This window comes from Microbacterium sp. NPDC089320 (assembly GCF_040684875.1).
Lineage (GTDB): Bacteria > Actinomycetota > Actinomycetes > Actinomycetales > Microbacteriaceae > Microbacterium.
The window spans coordinates 14834-33942 of the sequence record NZ_JBFBGY010000005.1 but is presented as its reverse complement, the minus strand read 5'-3'; the positions used below and the strand labels follow the sequence as shown (position 1 = coordinate 33942).

15 protein-coding genes are annotated in these 19109 nt (G+C 69.0%); 8 read left to right on the top strand and 7 right to left on the bottom strand.

Going from position 1 to position 19109, the window contains the following annotated elements; all coding sequences use genetic code 11:
• The first annotated feature begins 64 nt into the window (after positions 1-64).
• From AB0N61_RS14240 to eccCa, 3 genes are read left to right on the top strand one after another with little or no spacing between them, the layout of a single operon-like run.
• Positions 65-1429, top strand: a complete 1365-nt coding sequence (locus AB0N61_RS14240) for a hypothetical protein (RefSeq protein WP_363365009.1) — start codon at positions 65-67, stop codon at positions 1427-1429.
• Complete coding sequence (locus AB0N61_RS14235; protein WP_363365008.1) at positions 1426-2670, top strand: FHA domain-containing protein; 1245 nt, start codon at positions 1426-1428, stop codon at positions 2668-2670. Before AB0N61_RS14240 ends, AB0N61_RS14235 begins: the two co-directional genes overlap by 4 nt.
• Complete coding sequence (gene eccCa, locus AB0N61_RS14230) at positions 2667-6641, top strand: type VII secretion protein EccCa (RefSeq protein ID WP_363365007.1); 3975 nt, start codon at positions 2667-2669, stop codon at positions 6639-6641. The genes AB0N61_RS14235 and eccCa overlap by 4 nt, the downstream gene beginning before the upstream one ends.
• A 48-nt stretch (positions 6642-6689) precedes the next feature.
• On the opposite strand, the gene AB0N61_RS14225 is transcribed toward eccCa, so the two are convergent.
• Together AB0N61_RS14225 and AB0N61_RS14220 are read right to left on the bottom strand one after the other, a co-directional pair.
• Positions 6690-7160 carry a recombinase family protein gene (locus AB0N61_RS14225; RefSeq protein ID WP_185274861.1) on the bottom strand — a complete coding sequence of 157 codons (471 nt, stop codon included), beginning with the start codon at positions 7158-7160 and terminating at the stop codon, positions 6690-6692.
• A 52-nt stretch (positions 7161-7212) separates the two neighbouring features.
• Positions 7213-8202 carry a malate dehydrogenase gene (locus AB0N61_RS14220; RefSeq protein WP_363365006.1) on the bottom strand — a complete coding sequence of 330 codons (990 nt, stop codon included), beginning with the start codon at positions 8200-8202 and terminating at the stop codon, positions 7213-7215.
• 49 nt (positions 8203-8251) lie between these two features.
• Here AB0N61_RS14220 and AB0N61_RS14215 point away from each other — a divergent pair, with 49 nt between their 5' ends.
• Together AB0N61_RS14215 and pip are read left to right on the top strand one after the other, a co-directional pair.
• Positions 8252-9136: a neutral zinc metallopeptidase gene (locus tag AB0N61_RS14215; RefSeq protein ID WP_167946638.1), complete on the top strand. Its 885-nt coding sequence runs from the start codon at positions 8252-8254 to the stop codon at positions 9134-9136.
• Between the two features lie 9 nt (positions 9137-9145).
• Positions 9146-10108, top strand: coding sequence for a prolyl aminopeptidase (gene pip / locus AB0N61_RS14210; RefSeq protein ID WP_363365005.1), 963 nt, complete (start codon positions 9146-9148; stop codon positions 10106-10108).
• Positions 10109-10143: 35 nt separating this feature from the next.
• On the opposite strand, the gene AB0N61_RS14205 is transcribed toward pip, so the two are convergent.
• From AB0N61_RS14205 to AB0N61_RS14195, 3 genes are read right to left on the bottom strand one after another with little or no spacing between them, the layout of a single operon-like run.
• Positions 10144-11898 carry an aldehyde dehydrogenase family protein gene (locus AB0N61_RS14205; protein WP_363365004.1) on the bottom strand — a complete coding sequence of 585 codons (1755 nt, stop codon included), beginning with the start codon at positions 11896-11898 and terminating at the stop codon, positions 10144-10146.
• A 28-nt stretch (positions 11899-11926) separates the two neighbouring features.
• Positions 11927-13324, bottom strand: a complete 1398-nt coding sequence (locus tag AB0N61_RS14200) for an MFS transporter (RefSeq protein ID WP_363365003.1) — start codon at positions 13322-13324, stop codon at positions 11927-11929.
• Positions 13325-13362: 38 nt separating this feature from the next.
• Complete coding sequence (locus AB0N61_RS14195; protein WP_363365002.1) at positions 13363-13626, bottom strand: glutaredoxin domain-containing protein; 264 nt, start codon at positions 13624-13626, stop codon at positions 13363-13365.
• A 108-nt stretch (positions 13627-13734) separates the two neighbouring features.
• Between AB0N61_RS14195 and AB0N61_RS14190 the strand changes: the two genes are divergently transcribed.
• Entirely contained in the window at positions 13735-14127 is a 393-nt protein-coding gene (locus tag AB0N61_RS14190; RefSeq protein WP_363365001.1) for an SIP domain-containing protein, read from the top strand.
• A 43-nt stretch (positions 14128-14170) separates the two neighbouring features.
• On the opposite strand, the gene AB0N61_RS14185 is transcribed toward AB0N61_RS14190, so the two are convergent.
• The gene (locus AB0N61_RS14185) at positions 14171-14632 is read right to left on the bottom strand and encodes an adenylyltransferase/cytidyltransferase family protein (RefSeq protein WP_167945452.1); all 462 of its coding nucleotides are present in this window, start codon (positions 14630-14632) and stop codon (positions 14171-14173) included.
• Between the two features lie 160 nt (positions 14633-14792).
• On the opposite strand from AB0N61_RS14185, the gene AB0N61_RS14180 reads away from it, so the two are divergent.
• The gene (locus AB0N61_RS14180; protein ID WP_363365000.1) at positions 14793-15974 is read left to right on the top strand and encodes a glycosyltransferase; all 1182 of its coding nucleotides are present in this window, start codon (positions 14793-14795) and stop codon (positions 15972-15974) included.
• Between the two features lie 301 nt (positions 15975-16275).
• Positions 16276-17742, top strand: coding sequence for a right-handed parallel beta-helix repeat-containing protein (locus tag AB0N61_RS14175; protein WP_363364999.1), 1467 nt, complete (start codon positions 16276-16278; stop codon positions 17740-17742).
• Positions 17743-17817: 75 nt separating this feature from the next.
• On the opposite strand, the gene AB0N61_RS14170 is transcribed toward AB0N61_RS14175, so the two are convergent.
• Positions 17818-19098, bottom strand: a complete 1281-nt coding sequence (locus AB0N61_RS14170) for a nucleotide sugar dehydrogenase (RefSeq protein ID WP_167945458.1) — start codon at positions 19096-19098, stop codon at positions 17818-17820.
• Positions 19099-19109 lie beyond the last annotated feature (11 nt).

Here is a 19109-nt window from a genome sequence, read left to right as displayed (position 1 = left end):
GTGTGGTCAGTGGTCGGATGGGGCCATGGAGTGGGCAGCTTCTCACGGTCGATAGGGTTCAGGTATGTCAGTCGAAACGGTAGAGCGGCGTCGGATCGTTCTCCAGAGCGAGGACCGTCGGTTCGACCTCTCGCTTCCCTTCGACGAGACCCTCGACGACGCCCTCACCCTCAGCGGACTGTCGACGGATGATCGCTTCGCGACGATAGGTCCCGGCGGATTCGAGATCCCCGGTGACACCGAATGCGAAGACCTCGTCGACGGAGGTCTCTATGCGCTGGTCGACCGCACAGCACTCGCGCCTCAGGCGCGACCCACGGGGTCGCCCGAACGACCGTCGCGCGCGGATCACGGCGCCCGATGGTGGATGCTCGGGGTCAGCGGACTTCTGCTCGTCGCGGTCTTCGCCCAGGGAGCGGGCGATCCGCTGCTCAGGCTCCTGGTCGGTCTCCTCCTCGTGATCGGCGCCATAGGCGGAGCTGTGGCATGGTCGCGCCGCGACTCCGCTGCGGGTGTGCGCGGCGTCCTCGGCGTCCTCGCGCCGGTCCTCCTCTCGTTCTCCGCCGGAGCACTCCTGATCCCGGCTCAGCTCGACGCGAGCGCGCACCTCTCTGCGGCATCCGGATTCCTCGCCGCGGGCGTCACCACCGCAGTCATCGCCGTCTCGGCCCGGGCCCGTCCGATGCGTGCGGCCGCAGGAACCGCGACCGTTCTCCTCGTGGGGCTTGCGGCGGTCTGGGGGCTGTCGTTGCTGGTGCGCTGGGGGCCGGCCGAGGCTGCCGCCATCTCGCTCGGGCTCGTGCCGCTCGGGCTGCGCGCACTGCCCAGCAGCCTCGTGAACCTCCCCGAGGGCTACTTCATCGACTACAAGCACTTCATGACCAGCCGATGGACGGTACGCGGCGCGATTCCGGAGTCGGTCGGCCTGCTGCGACCCGAGCGCATCATCGCCGTCGTCGACGACTCGTCCGCACGACTCATCGCCGGAACAGCCGTGCTGAGCATCGTCGCCGCTCTCATGGCTCCTCTTGCCTTCCTGCGTCCCTGGCCGGATGACCCCTTCGTGATCTCGGGCGGCATCGCGCTTCTCGTCTGCGTCACGCTCGCACTCCTGTTGACGCCTCGGCACACGACGTCACGCATCCTGCGCTGGCTCCCGCGTGCTGCCGCGGGGGTGGTGTCGGTGGTCGCCGGACTGCAGGCGGCCGCGGCATTGGGCGCGGGCCTGCAGGTGCTCGGCGCGGCCGTGCTGTTCGCGGTGGGTCTCGCGGCGGTCGCCGTCATCATTCCGGTCTCCCGCGGAGCGAGCTCGCTCATCTGGTCGCGCTTCGGTGACGCTTTCGAGTGGCTCGCCGTCGCCCTCGCTCTTCCCGCAGCACTGCTCTACGCGGATGTCCTGTCCCTCGTTCGTGGAATGATGGCCGGATGAGCGGGAACGGTGAGCCACAGTCCTGGCCGGGCGGTGGAGCGATCCCACCCGTGCAGCCCGGTTCCGGCCAACTCGGGCAGGTCCCTGCACTGCCGCCAGCGCTGATCGCGGCTGCGCCCGGCGTCGACGGCGCACCCCTCCGATCCGGATCCACGCCTCCGGCTCCCACGCCGATCGTCTCGACGCGCGCCAGAGCGAGGCGACCCGAAGACGGGCTCGGTCCGGCCATCGCCGGCGCACCCGCGGGGACCGGAGCGCGGATCGCCGCCTTCACGCTCGATACCGCCGCGGTCATCCTCGCCGCGGCCATCGTCCTCATCACCACTCGCAGCATGCTGCTCGCGGGCCTCACGGTCGCCGAGCTCGCGATCTTCCTGTGCGTGCTCGAAGCGCGCACCGGACTCACGCTGGGCAATGCCGTGCTGCGTCTGAGGGCCTCTCGCGGCGACCGGCCGTACTCGCCCGGCGTCGGGCGCCAGTTCGTGCGGGGAATCATCACCGGCGCCGGATTCCTCGTCGTCGTCGGCAGCTGGATCGTCGTCGCCTCGAGCGCGTGGGATCGTGGCGGTCGCCGTCAGTCCTGGGCCGATCGCGTCGCCGGCACCGTCGTCGTCGCGATCCCGCCGCGCGCGGCTGCGGAAGCACAGCAGGAGACGACGATGGTCGAGGTCGCCGCTCCGCTCGCTCCTCCGCAGGTCGTGCCTCTCGGCGTTCAGCCGTCGATCGTCGACGAGGACTCCGAGCCGACCGACGCCCGCGCGGCATCACACCGCGTCGAGGCCGCCGCGGCAGGCGTTCAGGGCGACGGCAAGCCGCTCTTCACCGTCGCGCCCGCGGCTGCTCAGCAGTCCGACGCCCCCGCCCCTGCGACCGAGTCCGGAGCGCTGCTCCTGATCTTCGATACCGGCCAGCGTGTGCAGCTGGGGTTGCCCCTCGCGGTGAACCTCGGACGGGCGCCGGTGGCGAGCGTTCATGACGACCGACTCGTGACCGTCACCGACCCCGACTCCTCGGTGTCGAAGACGCATCTGCGTCTCGAGCACTCCCGTGGCCGGACCTGGGTGACGGACTTCGGATCCACCAACGGCTCCGACATCCGATCCGACGACGGGCAGACGACCGAGCTCGTCGCCGGCGAGCGTGTTCTGCTCGACGATGCCGACCGGGTGCGGATCGGCAACCGGAGTTTCACCATCAGCCTCCTGCTGGCCACAGACAGCAGCGCCGGAGAGAGAGCATGACAGGACCCCGCCTCGCGCCGCCCCGTGTCCCTTCCGGAAAGCTCCCCGTCCAGGCTCCGCCCGAGCTGCAGCCCAACGACGGCGGCATGGGGATCCTCGGATCCCTCCTGCCGATGCTGGGCAGCGTGGGCGCGATCGTCATGGTCACGATGTCGAACCAGTCGGTGACGGGCCTGCTCACCGGCGGCATGTTCCTGCTGTCGTCGCTCGGGTTCGTGGCGGTGAACGGATGGCGTCAGCGATCGCAGCGGCAGGCTGCGACGCTCGGTTCCCGCCGCGAGTATCTCGCCTACCTCACCGAGCTGCGCCAGACCGTGCGGGTCGCAGCCCGCCAGCAGCGGCGCGCCGCGAACTGGCATCTCCCCGCACCGTCCGCGCTGCCCTACATCGCCGAAGAGCGCACCAGGGTGTGGGAACGCGGCGTGAACGACCCCGATTTCCTGACCGTGCGCGTCGGCACGAGCGACCAGCCGCTGTGCATCTCGCTCGAGGCGCCGGAGCTGCCGCCGCTCGCCCAGCTCGATCCGGTCGCCGCGTCGGCGGCGCACCGCTTCATGCTGACGCACGAGATCCAGAAGAACCTCTCGCTCGGCGTCACGCTGCGCGATTACGCGCGCGTCGAGATCACGGGAGACGAGAACGAGTCCCGCGGCCTCGCGCGCGCCATGCTCCTGCACCTCGCGACCATGCACGATCCCGACACCGTGCAGATCGTCGTCGCCGCGGACGCGGCCGTGCTTCCGCAGTGGGAGTGGGCGAAATGGCTGCCGCACACGCACTCGCGCACGGTCACGGACGGCCTCGGCGCTGCGCGCATGATCGGCTCGCAGCTGTCGGAGCTGGAAGAGATGCTCCCGTCCGAGGTCAGAGAGCGGTCGCGTTTCGCGCGTGACGGATCCGGCGCCAAGGTGCCGCACATCGTGATCCTGACCGACGGGGTCAGCACATCCTTCAACGACGCGCTGGTCAGCGGCGACGGCGTGCAGGGTGTGACCGTGATCGACCTCCCCTCGCGGTGGGGCGATCTCGACGATCCGAACGCCCTGCGCATCGCGTTCGAGCCGGGCGACAAGGGACGCAGGGCCGAGCTCGTCAGCCTGCAGGTGGCAGCGCGGCCGTTCGAAGCCGACGCGATCAGCATCGTCGAGGCCGAAGCGACAGCCCGTCGACTCATCGCCCTCTATGCGGGTGGCACGACCATCGCGAAGAAGAAGAGCGCGACCGATCAGGCTGAGCTCGTCGAGCTGCTCGGACTTCCCGACGTGCGCGATCTCGACCTCGACGCGGCGTGGTCGCCTCGCCTCGAGCGCGATCGGCTCCGGGTGCCCATCGGGCAGACCGAAGACGGCAGCCCGCTCATCCTCGACATCAAGGAGTCGGCTCAGCAGGGCATGGGGCCGCACGGTCTCATCATCGGCGCGACCGGTTCGGGCAAGTCCGAGGTCCTCCGTACGCTCGTTCTCGCGCTCGCGATGACGCATTCCCCCGAGCAGCTCAACTTCGTGCTCGTCGACTTCAAGGGCGGCGCGACCTTCGCCGGCATGGCGGAGATGCCGCACGTGTCGGCGATCATCACCAACCTCGGTGAGGAGATCTCGCTCGTCGACCGCATGCAGGACGCACTGCAGGGCGAGATGGTGCGGCGTCAGGAGCTCCTGCGGGCGACCGGGCCCTTCGCCAACGTCGCCGACTACGAGAAGGCGCGCCGCGGCGGACGGACCGACCTCGCCCCGCTCCCGGCTCTGCTCATCGTGGCCGACGAGTTCTCGGAGCTGCTGTCGGCGAAGCCCGAGTTCGTCGACACGTTCGTGAACATCGGCCGTCTCGGCCGATCGCTCCAGGTGCACCTGCTGCTCTCGTCGCAGCGCCTGGAGGAGGGCAAGCTGCGCGGCCTCGACACGCACCTGTCGTACCGGATCGGCCTCCGCACGTTCTCCGCAGCGGAATCGCGCACCGTCCTCGGCGTTCCGGACGCGTACCACCTGCCCACCCAGCCCGGCGCCGGAATCCTGAAGTCCGACACCGAGACGATGACGCAGTTCCGCGCCGCCTATGTGTCCGGACCTCCTCCCCGCCGTCGGCGTCGGGCGGCATCCGGCTCCGCCCAGAGCACCGGATCGACAGCCGTCGAGCTCTTCACCGCCGCGCCGGTCTGGCGCGCGGAGACCCCCGTCGACGAGCCCGAGGTCGTCGTCGACGCCGAGCCCGAAGAGAAGCGCAACACCTTCGAGATCGCCGTCGAGATGATGAGCGGACGCGGGCCGGCGGCCCACCAGGTGTGGCTCCCGCCGCTCGAGACCCCCGCCACCCTCGACCAGCTGTTCGGCGATCTCGTGGAGGACCCCGCTCTCGGGCTCATCTCCCCGCGCTGGCGAGGAGCCGGCGCGCTCACCGTGCCGCTGGGAATCGTCGATGTGCCGCTCGAGCAGCGCCGCGAGAACCTCGCGATCTCGCTCGGCGGCGCGGCCGGTCACATGGCGATCGTCGGCGCTCCGCTGAGCGGAAAGAGCACGCTCGCCCGCACCGCACTGGTCGCGCTGGCGCTCACGCACACGCCGCAGGAGGTGCAGTTCTTCGTCATCGACTTCGGTGGCGGCAGCTTCACCGGCCTGCAGCGCTTCACGCACATCAGCGGCGTGGCCACGCGCTCGGAGCCTGACATCGTGCGCCGCACGGTCGCCGAGGTCACGAGCCTGCTCAACGCTCGCGAGGTCTATTTCCGTCAGAACGGCATCGACTCGATCGACACCTACCGCCAGCGCCGGGCTCAGGGCCTCGCGGACGACGGGTACGGCGACATCTTCCTCCTGGTCGACGGCTGGGGAACCCTGCGCGCGGAGTTCGAGATGCTCGAGCCGCAGATCCAGGCCATCGCTGCGCGCGGCCTCACCTACGGCGTGCACATCGTCATCACGGCATCGCGCTGGATGGAGGTCCGAGCCAACATCAAGGACCTCATCGGCACGCGCATCGAGCTGCGCCTCGGCGACCCGACGGATTCCGAAGTCAATCGCAAGGCCGCCGAGAACGTCACGTCGATCCCGGGTCGCGGATTGAATGAGAACGGGCTGCAGATGCTCACCGCGCTTCCGCGCATCGACGGCGTCGACGACGCCGCCTCGCTCGCCGACGGCATCGACGACCTGGTCGCACGGGTGGCGTCCGCCTGGCACGGTCCGGCCGGTCCGAAGCTTCGTCTGCTTCCGTCGCGCATCAGTCACAGCGATCTGCGGGCTGTCGCAGCCGCTGCGACGGCGGACGGCTCGGAGCCCCGAGAGATCCTCCTGGGCATCGACGAGGCCAACCTCGCCCCGTTCTCGATCGACCCGCTCGACGAGCCGCTGCTCTATCTCTACGGCGACGCGGACTCGGGCAAGTCCTCGATGCTCCGCGGTGTCGTGCACGAGATCATGCGTCTGTACGGTCCGACCGAGGCGAAGATCTTCGTCGTCGACTACCGTCGAGCACTGCTGGGCGAGATCCCGCAGGAGTATCTCGGCGCCTATCTCACCTCGCACGAGATGACCGAGGGCGGGATGAGCGAGCTGGCGCAGTTCTTCCAGAGCCGCATCCCCGGCGCCGACGTCACGCCCGACCAGCTGCGCTCGCGGTCGTGGTGGAAGGGCGCCGAAGGATTCGTGCTGATCGACGACTACGACCTCGTGTCGACGTCGCAGGGCAACCCGGTGGCCGTGCTCGCGCCGCTGCTCGCTCAGGCCGCCGACCTCGGACTCCACGTGATCCTCACGCGGCGCACGGGCGGAGCCAGCCGCGCGGCCTACGATCCGATCATCCAGCGCATGACCGACCTGGGCGCCACCGGCATCCTGCTCTCGGGAAGCCCCGAGGAGGGACAGCTGATCGGCAAGGTCAAGGCGATCCCGGCGATCCCGGGACGTGCTCAGATCGTGAGCCGCGATCGCGGGCTGGTCGCCGCCCAGCTGCTGTGGGTGCCGCCGAGCTACCAGTGACCTCGGCGACGTGGTCGGCCGGCGCTCGCGCCGTCTGACCGCGGGTGATCAGCGCGCGGCGTCGGCCAAGTGGCGGGCGTCGTGGCTGAGCACCTTGACGATGATGCCGTGGCGACGCAGCTCTTTGGCGGTGCGCGCGCCCTCTTCGGCGTCACGCCCGAGAGCGTTGATGTTCGCCACCACGAGGACGTCCCCGGTCTTCAGCGTGCTGATCAGGCGCGACAGCCGATCGCTCCAGCTCTCGAGGATGTCGGGAGCGGGATGACGGAATCCCTCGATCGGCACCCCGAAACGGGTGAGGTCGTCGCGCTGCTCGACGACCGAGGGCATCCCCTCGCGCGAGACCACGAGGCCGACCAGACGCGAGCCGTCCGGACGAGCGAGCCAGAAGTCGCGATTCTGCTGCAGTTCGGTGAAGCACTTGGGGCACTCCGCCGCCGCGTGCGGCAGATGCAGCGGGCTCGTCAGGGCCTCGTCGACGGATGCCGTCGCCTTCATGGGATCGATCGTCTCGCTCATGGCGCACCTCCGGCATCCATTCTGCCCTGCGCGAGGCCCCAGCGGTGACTATTCAGAGCATCCCGAGGGCCCTGACCGCGTCCCGTTCCTCGACGAGCTCGGCGACGGACGCGTCGATGCGCGTGCGCGCCCACTCGCTGACCTCGAGCCCCTCGACGATCTGCCATTCTCCGTCGACCGAGCGCACGGGGAACGACGAGATCAGGCCGGCCGGCACACCGTACTCGCCGTGCGAGACCACGCCGGCCGAGGTCCAGTCGTCGGTGCCGCGCACCCAGTCGCGCACATGCTCGATCGTCGCGTTCGCGGCGGAGGCCACCGACGATGAGCCCCGCACCTCGATGATCTCGGCTCCGCGCTTGGCCACCCGCGGGATGAAGGTCTGATCGAGCCACGCGGGCACATCGCCGACGATGGCCTCGAGCGCGTCCGCGACCGGTCGGCCACCCACGGTCGCATGTGACACGTCGGGGAACTGCGTGGCGGAGTGATTGCCCCAGATCGGCACACGGCGCACGGTGTCGACAGGCACGCCGAGCGTCTGGGCCAGCTGCGCTCTGGCGCGATTCTCGTCGAGCCGAGTCAGTGCCGCGAATCGTTCCGCCGGGACGCCGTCGGCCGAGGCCGCGGCGATCAGAGCGTTGGTGTTCGCCGGGTTCCCGACCACGGTCACCCGCACGCCGTCCGCGGCGTGAGCGGCGATCGCGGCACCCTGGGGGCCGAAGATGCCGGCATTGGCCGCGAGCAGGTCTCCGCGCTCCATGCCGGGGCCGCGTGGGCGCGCCCCGACGAACAGAGCGAGATCGCAGCCGTCGAAGCCGACGGCCGGGTCGTCCGTCACCTCCACGTGCTCGAGCAGACCGAAGGCGCCGTCCTGCAGTTCGAGCGCTGCCCCTTCGGCGGCGCCGAGCCCCTGCGGGATCTCGAGCAGCCGCAGCCGCACCTTCTCGTCGGGGCCCAGCAGGTCTCCGGCGGCGATCCTGAACAGCAGTGCGTAGCCGATCTGTCCGCCCGCACCCGTGAGCGTGATGGTGGTGGTCATGCGTCGAGCCTACGACGGTGCGAGCCCGGGTGCAGAGTACCCTCGTGGCATGACCTTCAACCCTGACGCGGACGTCTCCGGCAACACAGCCCGCCGACGAGGCCGCGGTGCCGTCGTCGCCGGAGCGGGCGGCGTCGGCCTGCTCGGCATCATCGCCCTGATCGCCGGGCCTCTGCTCGGCATCGACCTGACCGGCCTCCTGGGCGGCGGTGCGACGGGCGGTGGCGGGACGGAGCCGCAGGGCGGCAGTGTGATCGAGAACTGCAAGACCGGCGAGGACGCCAACCAGAACGTCGACTGCCGCGTCGCCGCATCGCAGCTGGCACTCGACGGCTACTGGGAGGACTACGTCGACCCCTATCGTCCGCCGCAGCTGATCGTCGTCGACGGCGCCACCTCGACGGCCTGCGGCACGGCGTCGAACGCGGTCGGTCCCTTCTATTGCCCGCCCGATGAGACCGTCTACATCGACCCCACTTTCTTCGATCTGATGGAGCAGCAGTTCGGTGCATCCGCCGGCAACCTCGCTCAGCTCTACATCGTCGGGCACGAGTGGGGCCACCACATCCAGTACATCACCGGGGTCATGGACAAGTACCCGAACAACGGCACGGGACCCGACAGCAACGGCGTGCGCGTCGAACTGCAGGCCGACTGCTACGCGGGCGCGTGGATCGGGCAGATGACGAAGGAGAAGGACCCCGACGGGGTTCCCTACCTCCAGGCGCCGACCGAGGCGCAGCTCGAGGACGCCCTGAACGCCGCGAACACCGTCGGCGACGACAACATCCAGCAGCAGTCATCCGGGACGGTCAACCCCGAGAGCTTCACGCACGGCACGAGCGTGCAGCGCAAGGCCTGGTTCGCGCAGGGCTACAGCAACGGGCTGGACGTGTGCGAGCAGCCGCTGACCGTCTCCGGCGAAGAGCTGTAGGCGGCGACGATGGACCTCGACGCGCTGTACCCGCCCATCGACCCCCACGAGACGGGCGAGCTGCTCGTCGGGGACGGGCACCGCGTGTACTGGGAGGTCAGCGGCAACCCCGAGGGTAAGCCCGTGGTCTTCCTCCACGGCGGACCGGGCAGCGGCACGTCGCCCTGGCAGCGGCGGTTCTTCGACCCCGAGGTGTATCGGATCGTGCTGCTCGACCAGCGCGGCTGCGGGCGCAGCACACCGCACGCGAGTGCGCCGGATGCCGACCTCCGCTTCGTCACCACCGCGCATCTGATCGCCGACGTCGAGCTGCTGCGCAAGAACCTCGGCATCGAGCAGTGGCAGGTGTTCGGCGGCTCATGGGGGAGTGCCCTCGCGCTCGCCTACGCGCAGGCTCACCCTGACGCCGTCAGCGAGCTCATCCTGCGGGGCATCTTCACCCTTCGACGCGAAGAGCTGGAGTGGTTCTACGAGGGCGGGGCCGCCGCTCTGTTCCCCGACCTGTGGGAGGAGTTCCTCGCTCCCATCCCGGTGCTCGAGCGCTCGCACATGATCGAGGCGTACCACCGGCGACTGTTCGACGCAGACCCCGCGGTGCACGCGCCGGCAGCGGTCGCCTGGTCGCGGTGGGAGGCGTCGACCGTGACTCTGCGCCCGGATGCCGCGCAGATCGAGGCGATGTCCGACACGGACACCGCGATCGCCTTCGCGCGGATCGAGAATCACTTCTTCGTGAATCGCGGGTGGTGGGACGAAGGGCAGCTGATCGCCGGTGTCGACGGCATCCGCCACATCCCCGCGGTCATCGTGCAGGGGCGTCACGATGTGTGCACGCCCATGATGACCGCATGGGATCTGCACGTGGCCTGGCCGGAGGCGGAGTTCGTCGTCGTCGACGACGCGGGTCACTCGGCGACGGAGCCCGGCATCCAAAGGGCGCTGCGCGCCGCGACCGACCGTTTCGCGGGCTGACCGCTCGACGGCGACCGACGACCGGCGACAGTGCGTCAGGCGCGGAGCGCGGCGGACAGGGTCTTCAACAGCCCGACGATGCCGCCGTGGGCGCGGAATCGCGTGAGCCCCTCGCTCACCGTCGCGCCCGTGCGCGCTGAGACGAACCACGGGGGCTTCGGGAGGATGCTGAGCCGCCCGCCGCCGTTCACCACCGGGAGCGACCTCGGGAAGGGGCGGAAGGGTCCGCGGATCACCGAGCGCTCGACGCGGTCGAGTAGGAGTGCGTTGTGCACCACTCCGATGCCGCTGCCGACGTCGGCGATGGTGCTGCCCGGGAAGGCTCCCCAGGTCATCGTCGGGGTGATGAAGCCGAACGCGGTCCAGCCGTTGATCGCGATCGACCCGTAGCGCAGGGCCGCGATGGCGCGGTCGAACCCGGCGCCGAGTGCCTTCTCAGTCGCGGGATCGATGAGCAGGTTCGCGCCGAGGGTGCCCTGCGGTCGGTCATTCGCGTAGGCGACCGCGGCGTCGAGGAAGTCCTGCCCGGTGCCGGCCACCGAGACGACCCCGAGCACGGGGGCGAAGTACTCGGTGCTCTGCAGCTCCGAGGCGTCGTCCTGTTCGGAGACCTCGACCAGGACGCGATCGCCGAGCACGAGGGCGTCGGGATACGCATCGGTCGCGAGGTGCATCCGCGAGGGTGAGCCCGGGTACCAGATCGGTCGTTCGGGGGCGTTCGCGTAGGCGCGACGGAGGGCGGCGCGGAAGTCGTCGGCCTGCGCCCAGTCCGATGAGATGATGACGACCTGACCGGCGATGCAGTTGTGGCCGCTGTTCTGCAGGCGCATGGTCGCGACGTGCTCGGCCTGGTACGTGAGATCGGCGGCGGTCCATTCGCCCGGCACGATGATGATGGGCGACACCCCGCCGAGCTCGGCGGTGATGGGCTTCTTCAGCAGCGGGCGGTTCTCTCGGCGACGCCGGGCGGCGGCAGGCCCCGTGCCCCACACGATCGTGTCGAAGGTCGCGGCCGACCCCGTGATGTGCACGTGCGCGAGGTCGGGGTGCCCCGTCAGGTAGGTGCCGACCTCGGGCCCGCCTCGCGTGATGCGCAGCAGGCCAGGGCCGATGAGCGGTGCGAGCGCGCGCTTGTAGACGGGCACGAGAGCATCCTGGGTCGGATTGACTTTGAGCAGCGCGGTGCGATTGTGTGCGAGCAGTTCGTAGAGCACATCGAGCACGGGTATCGAGGTGATGTTGCCGGCGCCCAGTACGAGCCCGACGCCTCCCGATTCCGCGGGCGTCCGCTGGGCCAAGCCGGCCGCGGCGCGCGCACCGTTGGGTGTGACGCCGGGTTCGAGCCAGACCTCGCCCGTGTATCCCGAGAGCAGCAGCCGATCGATCCCGGTCAGGGGGAAGGCATGCACCCGCGTGCGTCCACCGGGGGCGCGATCGATCGTGATCCCCTCGAGCGGGTTGGCGCCGTGCGCGAGGCGATCGAGCGTCTCGATGTAGGCGTCGACGGCGCCGAGCACGCTGTAGGGCCCGCTGAGCCACTCCTCCCCGCGCAGGGGATGGCCGGCGTCCAGTCCCTTCGACACGGCTGCGGTCTGTGCCCAGTCCTCCGCGGCGGCGGCCACGCTCGAGCGCACTGCTCGCAACAGCGTGACGCGCTGGGCCAGCGTCAGGGCCGCCCAGGTCCGCGTGCCGGTGTGCAGGTCGTCGATCGCTGCGTCGAGGCGAGCACGCTCGGTCTCGCCCAGTTCAGCGGTCGCGGCCGAGGAGGCCGGCGTTGTCGCAGAAGTCATCGGTGTCTCCTTCGGACGGGATCCCAGCTTATGTCGCGTACTCCGGGAGGGTGTCTATGTCTGCCCGGCGCAGGCGATAACGGCGGAGCGTGAGCAGACTCCCGGCCATCAGCACCGCGGGGAGGATGCTGAAGGCCAGCACGATACCCGCGATCGCCGCATCCGGTTGCGAGGCGGCGGCGCCCGCAACGCTCGACACATACCCCGTCGTGGCGAGAGTGAGCGAGACCGCGCTCGCTCCGAGCGCGAACCCGACGGTCTCTCCCGCGGTCCACACTCCCGTGAAGGTGCCCGCCTGCCCGCGGCCACTGTGCCGCTCGTCGTACGAGATCACGTCGGGGAGCATGGCCATCGGCAGCGACTGCAGTCCGGCATAGGCGACGCCCGCGACCGCGATCGAGCCGTACATCCACGCTCCCGGCGCCCACACCGCGACGACGAGGGAGGCGGCGGCGATCAGGAAGACGCTGCTCGCGATCGCGAACGCCCGCTCCTTGCCCAGGCGCCGCGCGATGATCGTCCAGCCGGGCGTCGCAACGAGGGCGGGACCGACGAGCGCCAGGAAGACCAGTGTGACGGCATCCTCCGATCGCAGCACCCAGGTGGCCACGTACTGCGCGCCGGCGAGCATCGTGCCGGTGGCGAGCGCCTGCAGCAGGAATGTGCCGAGGAGGGCGCGGAAGGGCTGGCTTCGTCGCAGCGTGCGCAGGCCGGCGGCATACTGCTCGCGGACTCCCTCCGGGGCGACGGCCCTCGGCCGGTCGTCGGCGGCCATGCGGCGGGCGGCGGTATCGGCTGTCCGCGACGCGATGAGCATGCCGAGGCCGATGACCACGCCCGCGACGGCTCCCATCAGCAGATATCCCGAGACCTGGTCGCCGGTGGCGCTTCGCAGCTCGGGGCCGCCCGCACCGAACAGCAGGATGGATGCGGTGAGCACGACCACGCGCCACCCGAGCAGCCGGGTGCGCTCGTCGTATCCCGAGGTCAGCTCGGCGGGCAGCGCGACGTAGGGCACCTGGAACAGGCTGAACGACGTCGCGGTCGCGACGAACGCGAGGAGCACGCAGACGGCACCGGCGACGGGCCCCCAGGTCGGCGGCACCGCGAACGTCAGCGCGAAGAACACCGGAAGCGTGAGACCGCCGACGACCATGAGCCCGCGACGCGAACCCGTCTTCGCGTACTGGCGGTCCGAGGCCGCACCGATCAGCGGATCGATGATGACGTCCCAGATCTTCGCCGCGGTCACGATGAGTCCGGCCGCGAGGGCCGCGACACCGAGGTTGTCGGTGAGGAAGTACGTCAGAACGAGCCCGGGAAGGGTCGCGTAGCCGCCCGTGCCCAGCGAGCCGATCGCATACTGGGCGACCGTGCGGGCGGACAGGCGTGCGGAAGCTCGATCGGGCCGAGCCGCGGTGCTCATCGCGCCAGTGTATCGGTGCGCGACGAGGCCGTTCCGGGTCAGATCAGCGAGAGTTCGCGGAGCTTCGACTCGACGTCGGCGTTCGAGGGCTCGACGTGGTGCGAGGAGTCGGGGTAGACCACGACTGGGATGTTCGTGCGTCCCGAGATTTCCTTCGCGACATCAGCCGCGGCGGGATCGGCCACGAGGTCGACGTAGGTGTACTCCACCCCGAGGGAGTCGAGCTGCTTCTTGGTGCGGATGCAGTCGCGGCACCAATCGGCACCGAACATCGTGATGGCGGATTCAGCAGAAGAAGTCATGTATCCAGCGTAGGGCCGCTCGGCTGGGCGGGCGCCGAGATGCCGGACGAGCGGATGCCGTGAATCCGCCGTTGCTGGATAAGGGTAGCCTTACCTATACTCGGGCGTATGAGCAGCGCATGCGAACACCTCGAGGATCCGGACTGGGAGAACATCGAAGGAGTCGTGCTGATCGCGGGCGATTCGACCGATGCGGGAGCCATCGCCGCCATCGCCGCTCGCATGCCGTGGGATGCCGAGGGGGTCATCCTCATCGAGGCGGCAGCCCGCATCCAGTTCCGCCACATCGACGTGCCCGAGGGGGTGTCGGTGCGGTGGCTGCTGCGCGGTGACGGCGCTCATCAGCACGCCAGAGGCGAGCGCCTCGCGAACGCGGTGCACTCCTGGTGCGTCGAGTGGACCTGCGCGGAGCCCGCGTTGCCCTGGACGGTGTGGCTCGGCGCGCACACGCCGCCTCACGTCGCTCGGATGGCGCGCAGCCTGCTCGGCGTCGCGAACTGACCGACGGCAGGGTCAGTGCTCCTGGACCTGCCGTCAGCGGGGGTCAGCGTGTCGCGAGCGCAGGGCCGCCGCCGACGGTCGCGCCGGCGCTGATCGCATCGAGTGCACGCCGCAGCGACGAGCTCGATGTGTGCGCGGTGTACGGGAAGTACACGACCTCGACGCCCACCTCCGCGAACTCGCGCTCGAGCCGCAGGCCCTTGTCGGTGCCCCGCCAGTCGTCGCCCTTGAAGAAGTGCGTGAACTGCACGTCTCGCCAGGAATCCATCTTCGACGGAGTGGTCTCGACGTACACATCGTCGACGAACGAGATGTGACGGACGATCTCCGCCCGTTCCGCAGTCGGGATGACGGGCTCGATGCCCTTCACCTGTCGCAGCATCTCGTCGCTGACGACACCGGCGACAAGGATGTCGCAGTGCTGCTTGGCGTGACGAAGAAGGTTGAGATGCCCGACGTGAAACAGGTCGAAAGCACCCACGGCATAGCCGATGCGCGTCCCCATGATCTCCCCAGATCAGTGATTCCCCAGAGGCGGATCCCCATCCGCCAGCGACTCCCACAGCCGCATCCTGTCACTGTAGCAGGTCGCGGTTTCCTGACGCATAGGAACCCGTGGAACTATGGAGTCCGCAGTGTGCCGGCACGGGTGAAGGGGGGCGGACATGAGAACAGCGGTCACCGTCATCGTGCCGACCTTCAACGAAAGAGACAACGTCGCCGAGCTCGTCGCCCGCACCGCTGTCGCGCTCGCCGCATACGACGCCGAGATACTGTTCGTCGACGACAGCACGGACAGCACCGCCGCGGAGGTCGAACGCGTGGCGGCCGACGCCTCGCTGCCCGTCCGCGTGATCCACCGGGCCGACAACACGGGCGGGCTCGGGGGAGCGGTCGTCGTCGGACTCGAGGCCGCTCAGCACGACCTCTGCATCGTCATGGACGGCGACCTCCAGCATCCGCCCGAGCTGCTCCCCGCCCTGCTGGCCAGGCACGACGAGGGAGACGCCGATGTCGTGGCGGCCTCGCGATATGTGGGGGGCGGCGACACGAGCGGCCTGGGCACGGCGGTCCGCTTCGGCGTCTCGAGAGCAGCCACCTGGCTCACCCGGGCGATGTTCCCGATCCGTCTCGCCCGCAGCACTGACCCGATGACCGGATTCTTCCTCGTGGATCGAGGGCGCCTCGACCTCACGGCCCTCAAGCCGCAGGGATTCAAGATCCTCCTCGAGATCCTCGCGCGCACCGACCTCCGCATCGCCGAGGTTCCGATGGAGTTCGGCGAACGCCGTCATGGCACGTCGAAGGCGAGCCTGCGTCAGGGAGCGACGTTCGTCGCACACCTCGCCAGACTGCGATTCGGCAAGATGTCGCTCTTCGCGATCATCGGTGTGATCGGCGCGGCTGCGAATCTGGGCATCATGTGGCTGCTCACCGCGGCGGGCGTTCCTTATATATGGGCCGCGATCATCGGCGCCGAGGTCACCATCATCGGCAACTTCATCCTGCAGGAGCGATTCGTCTTCGCAGACATGCGCACGAACGCGCGCGGGCTGGGCGGTCGCTTCGCCGCGTCGTTCACGTTCAACAACGTCGAGGCGGCACTGCGGATCCCCGTGATGGCCCTGATGGTCGAGACCTGGCACATCTCCAGCGTGCTCGCGACGGGTCTGTCGCTCATCGTCGCGTTTGTCGCACGGTTCCTCTTCCACTCACTGGTGGTCTACGCGCCGAAGCGGGGAGCGAAGTCCGGGGCCACCGCGAATGAGGAGCCGAAGCCGGACACGGCGACGCTCCGCATCATCCGAGCGATCGATGCCGAGGCGATGAAGCCCGGCGAGCTCTGAGCCGAAGACCCGGCGACGGGGGCGACGCGGGACGACCCTTTAGCGGAATATATTGCCCGGGAGACATGGGCTTGCCGGAATATTCCAGATTCTCGGGTGACATACAGGTTCGCCCCACCTAGTATGGCCTGCGATAGCCGCCAAAATCTGTGCTCCGGCGCAGCCCCTCCCCGAAACGGCTCAACACCCTATGAAAAATATCTCTTACCCTGCCCCCGTCCATTCCCCCCGATTCTCACTCCCCACCCGCAGAAGCGGCCGACTCCTGGTCGCTCTCCTCCTCTCGACGGTCCTCGTCGCGGTGGGGCTCATCTTCGCCCCGCCGGCCAGCGCCGCGACCTCGATCGCGATCAAGCCCGGTTCGCTCTCGACCGTCCCTGTCGGGACCACCGCGATCCGTGATGCGAAGATCACGGCGTCGACCACCCTCGCCTCGCTGCCCAAGTCGGGCGGTGGCGTCTACACCTCGGTGCAGGCGCGATCCGGCAAGACGGGTGCCTACGTCGCTCAGGCGCGCACCTACCCGAACGGGACCGTGTCCGTGTCGATCAAGCGGATCAACGGCACCGGGCGTTCGCTGACGCAGACGACGATCTCGTCGTACGTGACTCTCGATCAGAAGATCAAGGCCGGTCAGAAACTCACCCTCACCCTCGAGGCGAAGGGCACCTCGACGGTGACCCTCAAGGCGACCGCCAAGATCGGCTCGTCCGCGAGCCGTGAGGTCTCTGCGAAAGACACCTCCGGGTCGCGCATCGCGGCTCAGGGCAAGGGCGCGGTGACGTTCTACACGTCGAAGGGCTCCCCAGCGCTCAAGGCTTCGGTCGCGTCGTCCTCCTACACCGCGGTGCAGCAGGCGGCTCCGGCACCCAAGCCGACCGTCACCCCGAAGCCGACGCCTTCGGCTCCTGCACCGGTCAAGCCGGCTCCTGCACCGGTGGAGCCCGCTCCCGCACCGGCGCCGCCGGCCAACCCCACCGTCCCCGCCTCGGGCTTCCCGACGGCAGCCACGACAGGCGTCCCTGCGGGAGTCTCGCTCACGGTGCACGAGGGTGACCTCGTGGTCACGAAGGCGAACACGGTCATCGACGGAGTGGAGGTGCGAGGGATCATCGACATCAAGGCGCCCGGCGTCGTGATCAAGAACTCGCGCATCGTCGGCGGTTCTACAGCGCGCAGCATCGGTCTGGTGACGAACGTCAACTCCGGTCAGCCGTTCACGATCCAGGACTCCGAGATCTACGCGGCGAAGGAAGACCCCGCCTGGAACGGTCTCGTGGGCTCCAACTTCACTGCCCTGCGGATGGACATCCACACGGTCGTCGACCCCGTGCGCGTGCTCGGGAACAACGTCGTCGTGCGCGATTCCTGGCTGCACGACAACTCCCATTGGGAGAAGGACCCGCTTCGCGGCGGCACGCCGTCGCACGATGACTCGGTGCAGATCGAGGGCGGCGCGTCGATCGTCCTCGAAGGCAACCGGATGGAGGGAGCGACGAACGCTGCGGTGCAGATCACGCAGAACTCGTCGATCGCGAAGCTCGGCACCATCACCATCCGTGAGAACTACCTCCAGGACGGTGGCTGCACCGTCAACGTCGGATCGTCCGCATCCAACAACCGGCCGATCGTCACGGACAACGTCTTCGGTCCGGAGCGGATCTTCGCCGGATGTGCCATCGTAGCCCCCGAGTCGAGCGCACCCGTGCTCAAGGGCAACATCTGGGAGGAAGGATCCGTGCCGATCACTCGTTACACGATCGGCTGATCCACTCTCTGCTCAACGAGATTCGGGCGGTGCGACATCATGTCGCACCGCCCGATTTCGTCTGTCCGATCCGGGTCAGAGGCGTTCGATGGCCTCCCCGTGCAGGCGGTTGCGGGTATCGAAGACCGGCACGCCGCTCGCCTCGAGCAGCTCGTAATCGACGTCATCGTGGTCTGTGATCAACACGATGACGTCGTATGACTGGAAGTCGACGGCCGACGCGGCGATCCGCTCGACCGTCTGCGGCCAGTGGTGCTCCTCGACATGCGAGTCGACCGCGTCCACGACAGCGGACTGGTCCTGCAGCAGCTCGATGAGCGGGAGAGCCGGGGACTCGCGGATGTCGCCGGTGTTCTTCTTGTAGGCGAGTCCGAGGAGCAGAACACGAGCGCCGTTGAGCGCGCTGCCTTCCTCGTTGAGACGTCGGCTCACGCGCTGCAGAACGTACTCGGGCATGTGGTCGTTCACGTCGTTGGCGAGCTCGACGAACCGGAAGCTCTTGCCGAGCTTGCGGCGAACCTGCCACGACAGGTAGCTCGGGTCAACCGGCAGGCAGTGCCCGCCGACACCCGGACCGGGGGTGAACTTCATGAAGCCGAACGGTTTGGTCGCGGCGGCGTCGATGGACTCCCAGACGTTCACACCCAGAGCGTGGGCGAAGACCGCGAGCTCGTTGACGAGGGCGATGTTCACGTGGCGGAATGTGTTCTCGAGGAGCTTGGCCATCTCGGCCTCCTTCGGAGAACTCACGGGCACGATCGTGTCGACGATCGCCGAGTAGAACTCGGACACCTTCGCCAGCGAATCGGGGTCGATGCCCGAGACGATCTTCGGCGTCTCCTGCAGACCCCAGGTCGGGTTGCCGGGGTCGATCCGCTCGGGGCTGTAGCCGGCGAAGAAGTCGGAGCCTGCGGTCAGGCCCGAGCCCTCCTCGAGCAGAGGGATGAGCAGCTCCTGCGTGGTGCCCGGGTACGTCGTGGACTCGAGCACCACGAGCGCTCCGCGCGTCAGGTGTGGTGCGAGAGACGCGGCGGCGCTCTCGATGAACGACAGGTCGGGGAGCGTTTCGCGCAGCGGAGTCGGCACGGTGATCACGGCGACGTCGAAGCCGGCTGCATCCGCGTAGTCACCCGACACGCGGTAGTGGCCGGAGTCGAGGGCGGCGCGCAGTTCTTCGTCGGAGATGTCATCGACGTGGGAGCTTCCGGCGCCGAGGCTGCCCACGCGGCGCGGATCGAGGTCGAGCCCGACGACCTCATGGCCGATGGCGACCGACCGCATCGCGACCGGCAGGCCGACGTACCCCTGCCCGATGACGACGACCTTCTTTGCCTCTCGGCGGTTCTCCTCAGTCATCTTTCTTCCCC

Excerpts from the sequence above, each read along its gene's own strand:
- AB0N61_RS14240 (WP_363365009.1), top strand. The coding sequence starts at position 65 with ATGTCAGTCGAAACGGTAGAGCGGCGTCGGATCGTTCTCCAGAGCGAG.
- AB0N61_RS14235 (WP_363365008.1), top strand. The coding sequence starts at position 1,426 with ATGAGCGGGAACGGTGAGCCACAGTCCTGGCCGGGCGGTGGAGCGATC.
- eccCa (WP_363365007.1), top strand. The coding sequence starts at position 2,667 with ATGACAGGACCCCGCCTCGCGCCGCCCCGTGTCCCTTCCGGAAAGCTC.
- AB0N61_RS14225 (WP_185274861.1), bottom strand. The coding sequence starts at position 7,160 with ATGAGCGAGACGATCGATCCCATGAAGGCGACGGCATCCGTCGACGAG.
- AB0N61_RS14220 (WP_363365006.1), bottom strand. The coding sequence starts at position 8,202 with ATGACCACCACCATCACGCTCACGGGTGCGGGCGGACAGATCGGCTAC.
- AB0N61_RS14215 (WP_167946638.1), top strand. The coding sequence starts at position 8,252 with ATGACCTTCAACCCTGACGCGGACGTCTCCGGCAACACAGCCCGCCGA.
- pip (WP_363365005.1), top strand. The coding sequence starts at position 9,146 with ATGGACCTCGACGCGCTGTACCCGCCCATCGACCCCCACGAGACGGGC.
- AB0N61_RS14205 (WP_363365004.1), bottom strand. The coding sequence starts at position 11,898 with ATGACTTCTGCGACAACGCCGGCCTCCTCGGCCGCGACCGCTGAACTG.
- AB0N61_RS14200 (WP_363365003.1), bottom strand. The coding sequence starts at position 13,324 with ATGAGCACCGCGGCTCGGCCCGATCGAGCTTCCGCACGCCTGTCCGCC.
- AB0N61_RS14195 (WP_363365002.1), bottom strand. The coding sequence starts at position 13,626 with ATGACTTCTTCTGCTGAATCCGCCATCACGATGTTCGGTGCCGATTGG.
- AB0N61_RS14190 (WP_363365001.1), top strand. The coding sequence starts at position 13,735 with ATGAGCAGCGCATGCGAACACCTCGAGGATCCGGACTGGGAGAACATC.
- AB0N61_RS14185 (WP_167945452.1), bottom strand. The coding sequence starts at position 14,632 with ATGGGGACGCGCATCGGCTATGCCGTGGGTGCTTTCGACCTGTTTCAC.
- AB0N61_RS14180 (WP_363365000.1), top strand. The coding sequence starts at position 14,793 with ATGAGAACAGCGGTCACCGTCATCGTGCCGACCTTCAACGAAAGAGAC.
- AB0N61_RS14170 (WP_167945458.1), bottom strand. The coding sequence starts at position 19,098 with ATGACTGAGGAGAACCGCCGAGAGGCAAAGAAGGTCGTCGTCATCGGG.